The organism is Kistimonas ophiarachnellae (genome assembly GCF_057552235.1).
Genome location: NZ_BAAJPA010000012.1, coordinates 38,828 through 55,650, shown reverse-complemented (window position 1 = coordinate 55,650; position 16,823 = coordinate 38,828). Strand labels below are relative to the sequence as shown.

Genomic DNA, 16,823 nt, shown 5'->3' with positions numbered 1-16,823 from the left:
GATGGCAGTTTCTCAACCTGATAAAAGCATTTACATCATTTCCACCAACAATTAAATCGCTATATCAATGGCTTAATAACTGTTTGAGAATACAAACGTCAATGACATAGCGTCGCTTCTGTAGTCCCGGCCCGGCACCCCAGCCTTCAATGACCACCGCAGCGAAAATAGATTACAGCGTAAAGGTGTCATCTATTTACAATACCTGTCTATGCTTAACATGGAACAATCAGGTGAATCCGAACATTATTGAGATTTACTCGATTCCAGCCTCAATCTAACAATACTTAACTGAACACCCCTGTAACCGGGCAGCTACGAATAAAACCTGCTTCAACCCACTATAAAACCTTCCCTTTCACTAATAGACAGCAAAATCCAAAGACCACCACCGACTGTCTGCGCAAGTCGATGTAACGACTATCAGAAAACAATCCATCATTAAAAGCATCTTGAAGATGACCCAACCTCAGCCTGGGAATAGATCACTCTCTCAACAAGTAGTACAGATGCTTTCATCCCATAGATACCGGACGGATAACGTTAAAATAAAACCTATAAAACAAACCACCCGCAACATTTATCATTCTGGCCATATGCCACTGAAGCCGGATAACTTTGATTAATAAAATTTATATTATTTCCCATACCCTTGAGCCGTGGTAGACAAGGTCATACATGAAGCGGCCTTAACTTGTCGGCATCCTGTTTTCTAAAACAAACAAGCCATGCTCAACACCTGTCAGAATTGCTTTGACCAACCCCCTTTCAACAAACAACACCTACAGGTACGTTTTTACCGAAATATACTGACATAGCCGGGGAAATGGGCTTGCAACACCTCCGCTCTGGAAGTACTATTCGCTCCGCATTCAGGGGTCACCCCGAGTGAAAAACGGTGTGTAGCGCAGCCTGGTAGCGCACTTCCTTCGGGAGGAAGGGGTCGGAGGTTCGAATCCTCTCACACCGACCAACAAAATCAAGGGTTCCAGCGGAATCGCCCAAACCGAAAAAATAGGGCGGGACCAAAATGGGACTAACGATTTAGGATTCCCAACTTCAGGCATGGGACTCACCATCACCAGAAAACCGGCAAACGCCGGTTTTTCTGCATCTGTCAACTGAAATTTTTTTTCAGGCAAATTTGCGACATTTTCAGGCAACTTTTCAGTCTCATCACACAAACTTCTCAACATCATCACCCAACAAAAAATTTATTGATGGGTTATTAGTGAATAATATGACAAATGTTTATCAGCTCTGATAAACTGGCTCCCATTCCTATCTGACGCCTCTAGCAAAGGTCTATAAGATGGGAGCCATTCCATTCAGGTCAGGAACACGCCGCGCCGGGTGTCCTGCTGAATATAACAGCCCTTACGGGTAAATAGGTGGGGGAGTGCTTATGGACTCTTGCTAAACGCCTGGCATCAACTTTTTTACATTGGTTGATTCGTCACTCTCACCTAGTAATTTTGTGTAAAGATTGTCAGTCTTTATGTAATTCATTTCCAGTATGAAGCGTTGCTTGAAAGGTGAATATTCGCCGGATAGTGCATCGTTTTGAACTTCGCAGCATCCGATCAATTCCTCATTGCTCAACACAATCCCGCCATCTTTATTAACTTTCATAGGTTTTTCCTATTCAGCTAGACTTTGATGGCTGGCTGGCTGGCTGGCTGGCTGGCTGGCTGGCTGGCTGGCTGGCTGGCTGGCCAATAGTCTATTACACCTGATAGACGTTCAAAATAGTTTATTTTGGTGCGTCAAACAAACAAAGCGACTACTGATTGACGACATTTTTAGCCTTTTTCAATCTTCTGAATTGCTCTGACAGATCATCAATCCGGTCTTTGGCAATGCGTTCATAACGTTCCATCTGTTCCGGGGTGATCCGTTTTTCGTACATCAGCCTGCCTTGTCCGCGCAAATATTTTTTCTGTGCCTCTATGTCCTGACGGATATCCCAGGCTTTTGACTTATAGAATTGTTCTACATGCATGGGCCTCAACTTCAGCCCCAGGCTACCCAGCAGAGCATCCCGCGTCAGGATTTCATTCTCTGCCCGGTTCAGCCCGGTAAACTGTCCGCCGCCCAGCAGGTTACTGGTTGTATTGGCCAGATCGACAATGGACTCTACCAGTACATTCTGTTCTTCACCTTCTTCTTCCGCCTTACGTACCTGGTTGGCCAGCCCTTCCAGGACTTTTTGCTGGTGATAGCTTCCCGGTATCAATACATTGCTGGGAGTAATGTTCTGGTAAATGTAATTGGTGGCCTTGCGGATTTTCTCCGACGTTGGCGCGGCTTCCTTCCAGATCGGGTTCCCGCGCCAGTCCTCATTACGGGTAATGTCGGATAGCAGCCGTATCATCGGGTTGGAACCTTCCCAGCCTGGCCCCCAGGCTTGCAGGAAACCCGGCCAGGCTCCGGGGCGTTCTGACTGCCCAACAAACGGATTACCGCCAACATTCATATTTGCCAGGCTCAATTTGTAACTTTCCACAAATGGGATGGATACATTGTTCAATCCGCCCCACATCGTTCTGCCCTGCATCCAGCTGGGGACCAACTCATTTTCTGCCGCATAACGATCCCAGTAACCTGACTCTTGCAATTCTCCATTGGTTGCCTGGGCGGCATAGTTGAAGGCTTCCAGTCCGGCCATCAGGGCCAGTATACGTTCGGGTTTCTCGACTATTGTCCTGGCTATGGCCGGTATGGCGAAATAGGTGTAACTGATAAACGGACTGCCAATAGGTAAATCTCGCACCATTTTCATGGTGTCCGGCATATCGTTGTAGTTGAAAAAGTATTTTTCAGACTCACGTACCGCATCAAATCCGCTTTTGCCTTTGGCCCGCTCACTGGCAAATACTGCCAGCTTAAACAGTTCTTCTTCCAGTCTATAGGCGGATTCTGCTGCACTGGCGGCGGCGTCGATCGGTTTTTTCAGGGGCATGACCAATGGCTTGCCGATGGCCTTAGCCAGTGCAGCGCCGGTTGCCCATGGCCCTTTTGCCTCTCTGATACTGGCGCCGGATTCGATGAAATGCCGTTTCAGTTCCATGATCAGATCAACGGACTCGGTAAAATCTTCTGTTTCCGGCTGGGTCCGCAATTTTTCCAACAGGTTGTCTATCTCTCTGATATTTCCGGATTGCGCCAGTGTACTGGTCCATCCCTGGCCAAATAGCCCGGCGGCTTCCGCTTCACGATACAAAGCATTGCGGTCTTTCTGCCAGAGCGCCTTAGCGGCTTCCCCAATGTATTTTCTGTCATTGTCTGACAGGTAATACATTTGCAGATTGCTGATAGCGTTGTTCATGTGGCTGACTGGGTTGTATACAGTCTTGTAAGCCTTCCATTTTCCCAGCGCATTCAGGTAGGTCTTAACCGCCGGATGGTTATTCGTCAGCGTCAACAACGGATTACGGCCATGATTGCGGATGGCGTCCCATACGTCCTGGGTGACATATTTTCCCGCCAGTGCGCCATAGCGTTTCATCCGGCTGCCTTTACCGATTGTGGTATCCGGTACTTGTATCCATCCGGCAGTTTCCTTGTCTGAAACTTTGGTTCCATTGAAGCGGTCATAAACGGTTTTGAAGAAATTGCCCAGGCTCAAATCGTGCGCTACTTCCGCCTGTCCGCGCACCATACGATAAGCGGCGTCATTGATCTCGCCCCATTTCTCCCGCTCGGCTTTGGTCCAGTCCCTGTGGAGAATGGCGGCGCCAGCGGGTTCCCTGCCGTCGATGGTCCATACTCTATCCGTTTTGCTCATGCTTCCTGTCGTGCCGACTAGCGGTGCTTCTCCCGGTGCGCGTTTCATGCCCGCCAGCTGGCTGGCGGTTGCCGGTGCGCCAGTTCCCGGCTTTTCCATGCCGGGAATATGGGGTACTTCATCTTTGGCGAAAAAGAATGATTGAATCTTTCCGTTCTGTGGCGCCAGGTATTCCACAAACTCTATACTTTGCAGCTGCTTCAGTTCCTTGTTAATGTCCGCCAGTCGTTCCGAAGTATCGGAATCCAGCATATCCCCGGATTTTTTCCGTAGCGCCTGGGCTTCACTGTTCAGGGTATCAATCTGCTCCATCGTATCCCGTACAGATTGTGACAGGTATTCCTGCGCGAATACTTCCTGGGTTCCCCGGCGGCGGCTCCAGCTGCCTGACAGGGTTTTTCCCCTGGGTGTCAGCCCTTTCAGCATATTGCCCAGCCCTAAATCCTTTTCATAGTAACGGTGCAGGTATCCGCCGGGTTCAATGTCTTCTGACAACATGCCCAGTTCCTGCAATTTCTTGGCGGTATAACTGATAAATTCGTCCAGTTCTTCCGCCTGGCGGTGCAGTAGTCCGCCATCCTTGACGATCCCGCGCATTTCTATCAGGTCCGCCATTTTTGCCCGCTGGCTGGGGGTAAAGTTTTTCAGCAAATATTCACCCGCCTTCTCTGCCTGGCGTTCAATCACCAGTTTCATCAACTCCTGCTGTTTCTTCAGGGGAATAATATCCGGGTCGCCGGTACTCATCCCCGGCACTTTGCGCCATTGTTTGCCAAGCCAGTCCAGCGTTCTGCCGCCCCAGCTGTCGCCCTTGCCCAGTACTGTCGCGCCTTTTACCTTGAATCGGCTGCCGGTCAATATCTTGTGCAGTCCTCCGCCCACCAGGCTTCCGGCAAGATAGCCCATCATTAAACGGGTGTACCATTTTTCATCTTCCGTATCGACGGGGCCGGATGCGGTAATGGCTCCAAGTGCGCCGCCCGCCTGGCTGGCCATAGGGTTCAGTCCCAGTATTTTCTGATAAGCAAAGAATGGATTACCGTACACTGTACCTGTAGTCGTTTCTTTTGCTGCCGGTTGTACGGTTTCCGCACTCAGTTCCTTATACAGTTTCCCCATTTTTGACCGTGGACCGGCTACCTTGAGCAATCCGCCAACATCACTTAACTGTTCATCCATTTTTTTCAGGGTATCTATGGTCCATGCCCGGTCTTCATTCAATCCCCGTTGTATAGCTTCATAGGCTTTTGGCATGGCCCACTTGCGGGCATCTTTCGCGGATTCCACACGATTATTACGAATATGATCAGCTATTTCGCCAATATAACCGGCTACTTCTTTCAGGTGATTGAATCGGGCTGTTTCCCTTGCTGTCTGCTGTTGTCCGGCCAGGTCTCTGGTTTTTTGCTCTGGCGTCCTGGCGTCGCTGACTGCTTGCTCAACTTTGTACCTGGCGGATTCTATGCGGCTGGTCATGCGGTCATGGGCCAGATCATCCGCGCGCCCCCGGCGTTCTGCCTGTCTGCTATCGAACTTATTACGCCCAGCTATATGGTGTGAAGCTACGCCCTCCCTGACGCGAAAATAATCTATCTCTGCCGCCATGTAATCTTTCTTGTACTGGTCAATGGCATCATTCAGGGCATTTATCTGTTCCGGGGTTTCAGCTTTAGCTGCGGCAGCGTCATACACTTCCTGTACATCCGTAACAAAACGATCCCGGTAGGCTTTGGCGGCAGATCGGTTACTGTGCTGGAATGCCTGCTCGGCATCCATCATATGGTATTCATCCGCGTTGACGGCCTGTTCCCTCAGCCTGCCGGATTCCACTTCCACCAGTGGTTTGTCGATCACAAGAAATTTTGTATTAACACCTGTCGGGTTGAAACTGGATTTAAACGCTCCGGCTTCCACATCCTCTACATGGGCGCCGACATTATCCAGCCAGGTGGAAAAAGCGCGGTTCTTGCTGTCGGACCGGATACCGGCCATATTGGAAACAATCGCGGTCAGCCGTCCGCCAGGTTTCAGCATGGAATAGGCGTGTTGTACGTGGTCAATGTCCTGGTTCTTTGAAAACGGCGGATTCATTACGATACGGTCATAGGTATCCGGTCTGTCCAGCGTCATGAAGTCAGACCGATCAACGGTATAGCCCAGCTGCTTCAGGTAATCCGCCAGTTCTGACGATATTTCAACCATATCTACATGGTCAGCGCCAGCCAGTTCCCGCAATTTTCCCGCCATATGGCCCATGCCTGCATTCGGTTCCAGTGTCCGGTGTCCGGGCTGGACGTCAGCCAGTTCCATTACCCTGGCGGTTACATGGTCAGGCGTTGGGAAAAAGTCGTTATAGTTACGGGCATTGCGTTTGATCTTCATCCGCATATCGTCCAGCTTCCGTTCTGCCGACGTTTCTATACCCTCCCGGCTTTTGACACCATCCAGTTCCCGGATGGCGGTACGTAGCTGGGCATCATTGGTAATGCCCATCTTTTGCAGCCGTTTGATATCCGCCAGGTTATCCGTAAATTGCCAGCCGGGATCAGTACCATATTTCTTGTTGAATGCGCTTACGCTGTCAGTCAGTTCCGGGGAAAGGTCTATCAGGTGCTTGTCATTGCGGACGGCAATACTGTAAAGGGTTTCCAGTTCATTGCGGGTTCCGGCATAGCCCCGCTTTCCCTTCATATCAGTGATCAACGTCTTGAGAAAATCCCGGTGCAAACTGGCCTTGGGATAGTGGATGTGGTCAACATAATCATCCAGCGTAATGCCATCCCTGACGGTGCGGCTCATGCTGTAGCCGTTGTAATCGGACTCTATCATGTCTTCGGGAATACTTCGGCGTTGCAGGCTTTCCAGTAATTCCAGCTGGGTCTGGCTGTTCAGCTTTGACAGGAATTTTACAGAACCATCGTCCATGCCGTTGGCGATATTTCGCAAGGTTTGGGCAAAACGTATCTGCTTGCTGGCTTTGCTCCTGGCGTGGCTGGCCATATCCATTTGCCGGGCAGTGTTGGTAGTGCGTGGGGCGTTCAATTCATCAGTGCCGGATTTCTCCAGCTTGTCAGCCATGGCGCGTAACTTGTCGGCGCGGCTGGTTGCTTTCGCGGCTTCCTGCTCCATTTTGGGGCCGGATCGGTCAATGGTTTCCCCTTTCAGCCAATGGGTAAACTGTTCGGCATCCTCCATGGTTTTGAAGTAGAAATTGCCTTTCCAGTAACCGCCCTTCATGCTTTTAGCCATGTTGGCGGCTTCCTTGAATTTCTCTTTCCCCAGGCGGGTTTTCAGATTGACGTTGTAAATCGTTTTACCCGACTTTTCCTGTGTTCCTTCGGTAATGGGGTTGACGATGATTTCCTGTTCGGTTTTCAGTCCTTCTTTTACATTGGTTTGTTTGGCTTTCTGTTCCCTGGCTTGCCAGTCCCGTTCTGCCTGCAAGCGTTCATACTCGGCTTTCTGCGCCTGGGTCAGTGCGCCTTCTCCCTTGTTTTTTACGATCAGTTCATAATCATCCAGCGTTTCAGGCGTTTCCATCCTGGTTTGCTGTTCTGCTTTCATCTGGTCCAGTTCGGCGCGACGTTTGGCAAATTTCGCGGCGTAATCTTCCAGGTCTTGCTGGGTCAGTTTGTTGACCGTATCTATGATGCCTTTTTCCCGTTTGACTTTGGCTGCCGCCAGTGAGGATTCGGCGCCAGCATCGGCAAAGGGATCATGGTGCAAGGCTGGCACTTCCTTATCCAGCACATAACGGCGTAACAGCCGATCCCATACATCATTTACGACATCCGCCTTGGTAACATCCCTGGCATAAACATATATTTTGTTCGCCATGCCTATCAGGTTGGCTTTCTTGTATTTGTTCAGGCGGGCCAGTATTTCATCCTTGTTGTCGATCAATGCGCGGAAACCGGCCTGAAAATCCGCCAGGCTCAATTCCCCGGCGGTCAGCGCGTTACCCAGTGCATTGTGATAGCTGACAGTGTAGGGGCCGCCTTTCAGGTCTTTCTTACTGGTGTCCGGTGTGTTGGTAATCGTTTTGTAGGTAACAGGCTTTTGCTGCCGTCTGGCAAAATCTGCCGCATTGCGTAAAGCCGATATGGTGAATATGACAGGTTCACCATAAGCATTAATCTCTTTTGCATCCCCTATGGCCCGGCTAACATCTGACTCATCTATACCAAACAAGCGTTGTATGACTGGGGAAATTTCATCCATGCTATTACGGTCGTTTAGCCCTACAGCCAAATGTTCATTGCCTATATAGTCATCCGTTTCCAGTAGCTTCAACAAACGTTGATCATTTTCTTCAACGGATGATTTTGGCGTTTCCGGTCTGACTTCAGCCTTCGGCGTAACAGGTTCTGGCGGTGGTGCTTCCGGTGGTCTGGCGTTCAGAATACGTTGCGCGGATGCTTCCGCATTGCCGGTAATCTTGCGTTGCCAGGTATTGTTTGTGGGACTCCATCGCCATCCCGATTCTTTCAGCCGGTCCCGCAGATCGGCATCCGGCTTGTCATAAAACAGGATTTGCAGACGGTCAGCTTCTGTATTGCGGACAATATGCCCGCCATCAAAAACATAAGCGGGTTCGATTTCCCCGGGTAACGTGGTTGCCCTTACAGGTTCTTTTGGCTTGACAGTTTTTGCCATGCCTGCCTGTGGTGTCTGTATCGCCTTTCTTATCCGGCGTTTCTCTTTTTCCTGCCAGTTAAGAAAGTCATCCCGCAATTTGTCAGCGGCATCCATGCGCTTGCCTTGCCGACGTACATTGTAATTAGCGCCGCCTGTTACCATCGGGCTGGTTGTTCGGGCTTTGGCATCCAGTAAATCATGTTTACGTTTCAGATAACCTTCTTTATATTGCGTCAGTTCCTGTTTTAACAGGGTTCGCTGTTCTGGGGTTGTGGCCAGCTTGCCCAGTTCATCCGCCAAATCCTGCATAACCTGAACATATTCTTCCTGTTCGTAGGCGGCTCTCTGCTTTGGTGAATGGCTGGTGTGTTCATAGGCTTTGTAAGCACGATCATAATCAATATCATCCGGGCTTACGTCTATCAGGTCATTAGCCGTTTCCGGTTTTGGCTCCGGTTTTGAGGGACGGGTTCTGCCGGTTCCCAGCAAATCTCCCTGGCTGGCGGGAACATGCCTGCCACTGCCTTGAACGGATAACTCGAATCCCGCTACTTCCCGGTCAGCTTCTGCTTTGGCGCGGGCCTGTTGTTCTGCCCGTTGCTGCGCCTGTTGCGCGGTTTCCTGTTCCCTGGCGCGGGCTGTCAGTTCTGCTTCGGTATGAGTAGAAAGGTCAAAGTCTGGCGGTTTTTCTGCGGTTGTTGAAGTAGCAGGTTCCGGTTTACGTGGCGCAATCTGCGCGGCACGTTCCCGCTCATCGGCAATTATTCGCCGGTATTCGGATATGTCGGCGCCTGGCCTTCCGGTTGTTGCGGGTTCTGCGGTTCCTGCTGGTTCTGCTGCTTCAGTTCGTCTTTCCAGATCGGCTTGCCGGTTTCGCGGCGCAAGCTGTTCAGGTATTTCGCCACTTGCAATTTTTGCTGTTTGGTCAGGGTGCCCATAGATCAATCCACCAAAGATACTTTCTGTACTATCGTCAGCTATATCATATAGTTCACGCTCGAAGGTTTCAGCGTCTTTCAACTGTAGCTGGCGTTCCATTTCGCGGATATCAGCCAGGTCTTCCGCGTCCAGGGTCTTCAGGTCAATGCCGGTGTCCCTGGCTATCAGGTCATGGTGATAATCCAGTACATCAAAAATATCAGGATCATAGACAGGTCCGGTTGGGGGCAAGGGTTCGCCGGTTCTCATGCCCGCCTGTTCATACTGTACATCAATGGGCTGCGTGAAATTGGGGTCCGCTTCCGTATCCGCTAATAGCCTGGCCATTTCTTTCCGATAGGCTGGCGTTAATGGCTCGCCCCTTAGCGCGGCCTCCAGCGCGGGAATGGTGGCGTTGTTCGGCGTGATATTGCTGCCCTGTTCATAGTGGGCGGAAAAATCTTCCATGGCGTCCGAAAAATACGGGCGTCCGCGTGTCTCCTGGTCGATGGCGTCAGCCAGTTCATTGGCTGTCATTTCCCGGCCATCTTTTGTATATCCCAGTTCGCCCAGTTTGCGGGCCATATCATCCAGTGTGCTGCCCTTGCCGGTCGCCCGCATGGTTTTGTTGAATTTGAACTTGTTGCTCAGGTGGGCGTTTATGCTTTCAACAATGGTGTCGTCAAGGGTGGTTTTGTCGATCCCTCCCAGCTTCATGGCGGCGGTCAGTAATGTATCGTCATCATCGACCAGTTTGGTAACACGATTCTTTTTCGTAACCGGCTTTTGTGCTTCCCTGGCTTCCCATAGGGCAGACTCCAGGTAATCCCGGTATTCAGGGTACTGTAGTAAATGGTCCTGATAGTTCGGGTTGCTTAATCGTTCATCCCTTATCGGGGCCGGGCGTTGTGGAGTAAGCGGTTCAGCCGGTATCGTGTCAGTTCGTCCAGCTGCGGGCGGGACTGGCGTTTCTTCCGGTTGCGTGGGTGGAATTCCCGTTTCAACGGTTCCTGTGGGGGTAGCGGTGGCAGGTTCCTTAGCATGGGCGGTCTCCGGTCTTGTGGTCAGTAACCTGGCCTGTTCAGCTTGCTGCGCCATCAGTTTCCGATACTGGTTAATGTCAGCGGGCTGGCGTACCGGTGGCGTTGGTGCGGCTGCCGGTGATGGCTCGGGACTGACTGCGCCGCCTTCCAGTACGGATTTTTTCAACCGCATAACCGGGCCATCCGGGGTATCAACGATTTCCATGACGTTTTCCGCCATGTCATCAAAATCTTTGAATCCGTTTTGCGTGGCGAAACTATCCAGTTCCTGGCGGGCGCGTTTGTTCTTGATGGTATCCGCGCGGACTTTGGCAAAGTCATAACCTTTTGCCAGTCCGCCTAATGCCAGATCACCCAGTATTCCCGCCATCGCGCCGAATCCGGTGACATTCAGCCGGGCTTGCAGGTTTTCCAGCGAAGTCATTTTCTCGCTGCCTTCCGGTCGGCTGGCAATATCATAAGCGGCGCCGGTCAGCAGGTTTTCGCCGATCATGCCGCCGGTTGTGGCGGGTGCGCCTCCCCTGGCAAGTATTCCGGCAGTCTGCGCGGTGGGCGGTCCGGCCTGTAATCCCCGGCCTGCCCATGCCAGTCTTCCGGTGCGGAGTGCGCCGGTCATTGCGCCGACAGGGGCCATGGCTCCCATCATGCCGCCCCATAAGGTTGAGCCGGGATATTTCTCTGCCTGTTTACGAATAATCAGCTGGTTGGCGCGTTCATCTGCGACAATATCCGGGTTATCTGAATTCAGCCGGTCTTCATCCGGTCCCAGCAGGTAATTGAAAGATGCGCCTTTAATCAATGCTGTCAGAACGGCGTCATCGGCGGCGGTAGTCTTTATCTGTGGGCGGCGTTCTTCCCATTCCAGGGCAGATTTCGGCGGTTCCTGTTCGGCATAAAATTCATCCAGACGGGCTTGTTTCTCCAGGTACTTGTCCCGTGTCAGACGGGCAATGTTAAGTTCCTGTTTCTGGTCGGCGTCCAGACCGGGTTCTATGAATTGGGTAAACTGGCCTTCCTGTTCCGGTGTGCTGTTGCCTTCTTCAATGGCGTTAAGAATCTTGCTGTATTCATTGGGCCGGATATAACTAACGCCATTACGGTAATGGCTGACTAATGTCTCAAAATCCCGTTCCGGCAGTTTGGGTTCCGGTAATGGTGTCTTGGGGCCAGCCATGCGGCGTTCATAGAAACGGGCTTTTTCCGCTAAAGCACGATTCTGTAATTGCTGCTCGTAGTCGGATTCTTCGGCTATCAATCCGGCAGTAATGGCGCGGGGATCGATGGCGGACAGTTCCGGCAGAATGTCAGGCTGATCCCAGGGCATGTAACGGGATAAGTCTGGCTGTGCTGTTGTTGGTTGTTGCGGTATCAGGTCAGAGAATACCCCGCCGGTCGGTTCCGGTGTAGGGTTAGGGGCTTCCGGTTGTCCCTGCGTATTAGCCAGTAAATCCGAAAAAATCCCGCCAGTGGGTTGGGTCGGTTCAGTGGGCGGTGATGGCTGTGGCGATGATGGCTGTGTCGGTGCTGACGCCAGCATATCCGAAAACACACCAACGGGTTCCGGCGCCGGTTCCTGACTTGCTGCCGACGGGGCCGGTTCCATCGGTGGAACATTGACCGGGGGCGGCGGGCGTACCGGGCGCTGCTTCAGCTGATCTATCACCGTCCGGCCTTGCGGCGTGTCGCTCTGGTCGTATTGCAGCCGGTCGAATAATCTGGCGGGATCATGCTGGCGCTGTTGCATCATGCGCCGCCTTGCTGCGCTAACGCGGCGGGATCATAGCCCAGTTTGGTCAGGCGCTGGGTAATGGCTTCCCTGGGAACACCCATGTTTATGGCCAGAATGGCATCCTGTATCACACTATGAGGCGTCATGTCGTAACCGCTCTGTATCAGGGCGTTGCGAATTTCCAGCGGATCAGAACCTGTATCAATGGCGGCCAATGCGCTGTTCATGATTTCCGGCGTTGGTTTGCGTAGTGTTATGGCTGGTTCTGGCACCGGGACTGGCGACGGCATAGCGGCTGGCGCGGGGGCTGGCGGCGGCATAACGGATGGCGCGGGGGCTGGCGGCGGCATAACGGATGGCGCGGGGGCTGGCGGCGGCATAACGGATGGCGCGGGGGTTGGCGACGGCATAGCGGCTGGCGCCGGGGTTGGCGGCGGCAGCTGTTTTACCATGGCATTGTATTTTTCTAATTGAGTTAATAAGACTGTCTTTTCTTTATCTTTTAAATCCAGGTTATTGATTGTTTCCATAATGTTGGGTGGCAGCGGTTCGCCGGGGCGTTCCATGGCCCATTGCTGTAAGGCATTGGTCATAATTTCATTAGGACTATAGCGGTCGCCTGTGAATGGATTTTTAACATTGCCCCTGACTATCGTTGACCATGCCTGTTCCGGTGTTTCCGTCAGCTTGCTGGTAAGGATGGTCAGGGCTTCTTTCATATCCTTTGCCCTGCCACTTTGAACCAATAGAGTAGCTTTTCGTAAGGTAGCGTCATCCGACGTTCCCGCCGGTACAATGACCGGTTCGCCGCCTTTGGTGACATCGGTCACAACATAACCGCCGGATGGTGTCCGGGTCATCATTCCTTGGTGTGTCTTGCCATCCTTGCCGGTATATTCGATTTCCTTGGTATCAGATACCGCTTTATCCTGGGCGGCATCCATTAATAACAGCGGGTCTGTGGCCGTTTCAAAAAAGTTTTTGGCAACTCCCAGCCGGATAATTTTATCGGCCAGGTCTGTCTGCGCTTTTTTGGTTTCAAACTGCTCTGTTTCGGTTTCCGCTTTGTATTTCCCGATTTTGGCCTGGCTTTCCGGTGTCATCTGGCCGGTCATGAAATTATCGGGATCATACTGGCGGAAAAAAGCGCCGCCGGATTCCGCTATGGGTTTAACATCCTTGCCTAATCCCAGTGCCGCCAGTGCGTAAGGGCTGGTTATCTTGCTGACTCCCTCGCTGAATGCTTTAGCCTGCCGTTCCGCAATATCCGCTTCAGCACGAGTTTTTTTACCCGTTGTTAAAGCATCTGGATCAATACCGGCGCGTTTGAATGCCTGGATACGCTTGATCTCATCGCCAAGCGTCCAGGTCTGTTTGCGTAATGGGATTTGTGGATTTTCCGCCTGGGAACGCTTCATGACCAGATCGGCGGCTTCCTCAGCTGCCTGGCGTAATTTTTCCAGTTCCAGCTGCGCTATATCTTCCTGGTAGGGCATTCTCAAACCGGAGCGCAATTCACCAACGGTTCGGCCTAAAGCATTCATAAAGCCCATTTACATTAGCCCCAGTTTTTTCATCGTACTGTCATAAATACCATTCAGTTCCGTCATATATCGCTGGCGGCTCTGGTCCAGCCCACTCTGCAAAGATTGTTGTATGCCTTGCCGATAATCATTTACCGCCTGTCCTGGCAAAGTGTTTTTTAAAAACCAGTCTTCTCCCTGTTTAACCAGTCCCCTGCCATAATCCCTTAGCTTGCCAATGTCCTGGCCGATAGGCGTGTTGTTAAACCATTGGGTCGCTTTGTCCTGATTTTGTTGGGCAAATTGTCCCAGGGCAGTATTTTGATACCAGTTATTGCCGGAAGGCTGACCAGTAACATTTTGTTTGCCGGGATTGAGGTTAAAAAACATATTTATTCACCCTAATCCAACACTTGCATTCCAGCTGTCGCTGCCACTGCTGGATGATGATTCAGAGAATTGCCCTTTGCCGCCAAAGAATATTTGAGACAGTAACGCCAGGTCTTCCCGTGTCAGTTGGGCATTGGCAGCCTGGCTCTGGTATTGCCGCATGGCTTCCTGACTGGCTAATGCTGACATTGCCGCCTCGACTTCCTTATCAACGGCATTCAATTGCTTTGTGGCTTCCTGGTTGGCCAGTTGACCGGATCGCTGTCTCTGGGCATAAGTCAGGCTGCTGTCAGCGCCGATCTGGTTCATCTGGTCTTCCAGGTTGGTGGTAATGGTGGCTTTCTGGGTAGCGCCAGCGCCGCCCAATGCCTGAAGCTGGCCTTGCGTCAATGGATTGTAATGGGTTTGCTGTGTACCGCCGGTTGCCCAGCTGCCCAGTTTTCCGCCTGATATCTGATTCAGCTTGTTAAAATAATCTTCCAATTCCCCCGGCGTCGTGGGTCGGCTGGAACTACTGCTACTGCTTTCACTGCTGCTACTGCCGCCGCCTATGCTCATGCGTACATCCTCGCGGTTGTCTGTCGTATCGGGTGGCTCATCCAGCGGGAATGGCCGTCTTGCCGGTTACACATATGGGCGTTAATGGTTTCCGCGAATCCGGCGGTTGCATTGCTGGCCATCTGGTAGAGTCTGCGGCAAACGTCCGGCGGGGCGTCTTGTTGGATAATGCAATTCGCCAGGTAAACATGCGGGCCTGGCTTGAGGGGGATTTTTTGCATGAAGCATTGAATCAGGCCGATATCCTTCACTTTCTTCAAGCTGGGCTTGTCAAAGTGATACCAGCTTACCCAGCCCAGAATCCTGCCGTTTTTCTCCGTGATCATTACCCAGCGTTCCGTCTCCCATTCATAACGGATAAACGGAATCAGGATATTGACGGGAACATTGCGGAAACCATAGCCGGGATGGGTTCGGATCAGGTAGATAATTTCATCTGCACGATTTCTCATGGCGGTAACGTCTCATATTAACGCCAGGGTTCTATCAGGTAGCCGTGAAAGGTAATGGCAAGGCGTCCGCCGCCTTCCGGTTTTTTCTTGCCCAGGTTGCGGATAAAGATATTCATCTTGCTTAACAGGCTGCCTGGCTTCAGCTTGCTGATCGTCTTGCAGACCGATTTTTCACCCTTGAGGGAAAATGTGCCGAGTTCCGTGTCATCTCCAAGATGCAACTGAATCTCCAGCGGATGTTCGACGGCGCGGACCGCATGAACATCAATACGTTCAAACACAAATCCATCGGGCGTGGCCAAAAACAAACCGGACTGGCCCGGCTCCAGGTTCAGTTTGTGGACGTTGCAGTATTGCGTGGCGATGGATACCGGGGCGTTGCCCGGCCAGCAAATGGGGGTTATGCCGGTCAAGTCTGCTATGCGGGGGGGTTGCTTTTCAGATTCAGGACTTTTTGGGACGGATTCAGACGGGTCCGGTGCAAAATCCGGTTCGGGTTCCGGTTTGACTTGTGCAGTCTGGGTGGCCATAGACAACGCTCTCTGGTGATATGGTATCCTTTTTTTGCGATGTTTAGTCTAGTTTATACGGTGCTTTTTGCAGAAATCGACGAATCAAGGTACAGATAATGAATGAACAAGCCATTGAACAAGAAATACAGGAAAAGGGGCTAACGGCTCCGCGTCTTTCGCCAGCCATGATTGATGATGTTATTGTCAAAGCGCAATACCATGTATTTGATGACTCCTGCCTGACAGTGTGTTGTCTGACGCTTAAAAACGGTTTTACTACCATTGGCTACAGTGCTTGCGCCAGCCCTGAAAATTTCGATGAAGAACTTGGGCGCAAAATCTCTAGAGAAAATGCCCGCGAGAAAATTTGGATGCTGGAAGGTTATCTGTTGAAACAACGTATTAGTGAGGGCATGTATTCGATGCCTGTATAGGCACTTAAAACGTACAGGTTACAAAATCACTATCCCGATATTGGCGTCACTGTCAGCGGTGAGTTCCAGCAGGTCTGTCGTATTCTCGCCGCTACGCCAGACTGTCACCGGGGCGTCAGTATCCACAATCAGCCAGCCATTGGCCAGCCGGTTCAGGGCATGTTCGATGATGAACGGAGTATTGGCGCGGATGCTGATATCTATCCGGCGAGTGGAAAATTCCGGCAGTTGTTCGCTCATGCGGTGCGTCTCCAGATGTAAGTGCAGTAGTATGGGGGCATATTGTTGAATGGTTTTCCACCGCCTGTTTCTTTTGTAGCATTTCCAGTTATATTTCCGGCTTGTGCTGTTGGTGAATATGCCTGCCATCCACCACTACCATCGGGGCGATATGCATACGTTTCCCATTCATGGGAATGGGGTGGTATTTGTTCAATGGTCAATGTAACTTCTTTAGCGCCGCCACTTTTTTCAGGGGCTTTAAAATCTTCATCAGCCTCATAATCGGGGTCAATCGCGCCATCCGATAAGAATTTAGTATCTACACCAACCAGCGTTTTACCATTGGCTACCAGTTCCCATTCGCCATAACCGAGTTTTTCTTTCGGATTTTCCTTGTCCAGCGATAAATATAAGTCTCCTATCTGGTAATCATGGCGCTCTTGCAGGCTTTTTACTTCGTCGGACAGGTCATCTTTGGTTGCCAGATTTTCATAGCCCACAATATTTTCCATGGCGATACTGCCGCCTTGCATGGCGACAATGGCCTCATTCAGCCGTTTCAGATTGCGTTCTATATCCTCTACGCTGTTTACGGGGTCCAGGACAATACCAGCCAT

The 16,823-nt window shown here is 51.4% G+C and carries 10 protein-coding genes and 1 tRNA gene; 2 read left to right on the top strand and 9 right to left on the bottom strand.

Features of this window, described 5'->3' with window-relative positions; genetic code table 11:
* Nucleotides 1–896 precede the first annotated feature (896 nt).
* A tRNA-Pro gene (locus AC27K1_RS15475) sits at nt 897–973 on the top strand.
* 443 nt (nt 974–1,416) lie between these two features.
* Here AC27K1_RS15475 and AC27K1_RS15470 read toward each other — a convergent pair.
* From AC27K1_RS15470 to AC27K1_RS15440, 7 genes are all read right to left on the bottom strand, one after another.
* Nucleotides 1,417–1,632 (bottom strand): hypothetical protein, encoded by a 216-nt coding sequence (locus AC27K1_RS15470; RefSeq protein WP_487151721.1) that lies wholly within the window; start codon nt 1,630–1,632, stop codon nt 1,417–1,419.
* Nucleotides 1,633–1,783: 151 nt separating this feature from the next.
* Nucleotides 1,784–12,133 (bottom strand): DNA methyltransferase family protein, encoded by a 10,350-nt coding sequence (locus AC27K1_RS15465; protein ID WP_487151720.1) that lies wholly within the window; start codon nt 12,131–12,133, stop codon nt 1,784–1,786.
* The gene (locus AC27K1_RS15460; protein ID WP_487151719.1) at nt 12,130–13,659 is read right to left on the bottom strand and encodes a hypothetical protein; all 1,530 of its coding nucleotides are present in this window, start codon (nt 13,657–13,659) and stop codon (nt 12,130–12,132) included. The genes AC27K1_RS15465 and AC27K1_RS15460 overlap by 4 nt, the downstream gene beginning before the upstream one ends.
* Before the next feature lie 9 nt (nt 13,660–13,668).
* Nucleotides 13,669–14,028, bottom strand: a complete 360-nt coding sequence (locus AC27K1_RS15455) for a hypothetical protein (RefSeq protein ID WP_487151718.1) — start codon at nt 14,026–14,028, stop codon at nt 13,669–13,671.
* A 6-nt stretch (nt 14,029–14,034) separates the two neighbouring features.
* Nucleotides 14,035–14,586, bottom strand: a complete 552-nt coding sequence (locus tag AC27K1_RS15450) for a hypothetical protein (RefSeq protein WP_487151717.1) — start codon at nt 14,584–14,586, stop codon at nt 14,035–14,037.
* Nucleotides 14,583–15,038: a hypothetical protein gene (locus AC27K1_RS15445; protein WP_487151716.1), complete on the bottom strand. Its 456-nt coding sequence runs from the start codon at nt 15,036–15,038 to the stop codon at nt 14,583–14,585. Before AC27K1_RS15445 ends, AC27K1_RS15450 begins: the two co-directional genes overlap by 4 nt.
* 17 nt (nt 15,039–15,055) lie before the next feature.
* A complete protein-coding gene (locus AC27K1_RS15440; protein ID WP_487151715.1) occupies nt 15,056–15,568 on the bottom strand; it encodes a hypothetical protein in 513 nt (170 codons plus the stop codon).
* A gap of 98 nt (nt 15,569–15,666) precedes the next feature.
* Here AC27K1_RS15440 and AC27K1_RS15435 point away from each other — a divergent pair, with 98 nt between their 5' ends.
* Nucleotides 15,667–15,984 (top strand): Gp49 family protein, encoded by a 318-nt coding sequence (locus AC27K1_RS15435; RefSeq protein WP_487151714.1) that lies wholly within the window; start codon nt 15,667–15,669, stop codon nt 15,982–15,984.
* A gap of 18 nt (nt 15,985–16,002) precedes the next feature.
* On the opposite strand, the gene AC27K1_RS15430 is transcribed toward AC27K1_RS15435, so the two are convergent.
* The gene (locus AC27K1_RS15430; RefSeq protein WP_487151713.1) at nt 16,003–16,224 is read right to left on the bottom strand and encodes a hypothetical protein; all 222 of its coding nucleotides are present in this window, start codon (nt 16,222–16,224) and stop codon (nt 16,003–16,005) included.
* A complete protein-coding gene (locus AC27K1_RS15425; RefSeq protein WP_487151712.1) occupies nt 16,221–16,823 on the bottom strand; it encodes a phage baseplate protein in 603 nt (200 codons plus the stop codon). Before AC27K1_RS15425 ends, AC27K1_RS15430 begins: the two co-directional genes overlap by 4 nt.

Bases quoted from the DNA above. Each gene is read 5' to 3' on its own strand.
- AC27K1_RS15470 (WP_487151721.1), bottom strand. From the start codon at position 1,632: ATGAAAGTTAATAAAGATGGCGGGATTGTGTTGAGCAATGAGGAATTG.
- AC27K1_RS15465 (WP_487151720.1), bottom strand. From the start codon at position 12,133: ATGATGCAACAGCGCCAGCATGATCCCGCCAGATTATTCGACCGGCTG.
- AC27K1_RS15460 (WP_487151719.1), bottom strand. From the start codon at position 13,659: ATGAATGCTTTAGGCCGAACCGTTGGTGAATTGCGCTCCGGTTTGAGA.
- AC27K1_RS15455 (WP_487151718.1), bottom strand. From the start codon at position 14,028: ATGTTTTTTAACCTCAATCCCGGCAAACAAAATGTTACTGGTCAGCCT.
- AC27K1_RS15450 (WP_487151717.1), bottom strand. From the start codon at position 14,586: ATGAGCATAGGCGGCGGCAGTAGCAGCAGTGAAAGCAGTAGCAGTAGT.
- AC27K1_RS15445 (WP_487151716.1), bottom strand. From the start codon at position 15,038: ATGAGAAATCGTGCAGATGAAATTATCTACCTGATCCGAACCCATCCC.
- AC27K1_RS15440 (WP_487151715.1), bottom strand. From the start codon at position 15,568: ATGGCCACCCAGACTGCACAAGTCAAACCGGAACCCGAACCGGATTTT.
- AC27K1_RS15435 (WP_487151714.1), top strand. From the start codon at position 15,667: ATGAATGAACAAGCCATTGAACAAGAAATACAGGAAAAGGGGCTAACG.
- AC27K1_RS15430 (WP_487151713.1), bottom strand. From the start codon at position 16,224: ATGAGCGAACAACTGCCGGAATTTTCCACTCGCCGGATAGATATCAGC.
- AC27K1_RS15425 (WP_487151712.1), bottom strand. From the start codon at position 16,823: ATGGCTGGTATTGTCCTGGACCCCGTAAACAGCGTAGAGGATATAGAA.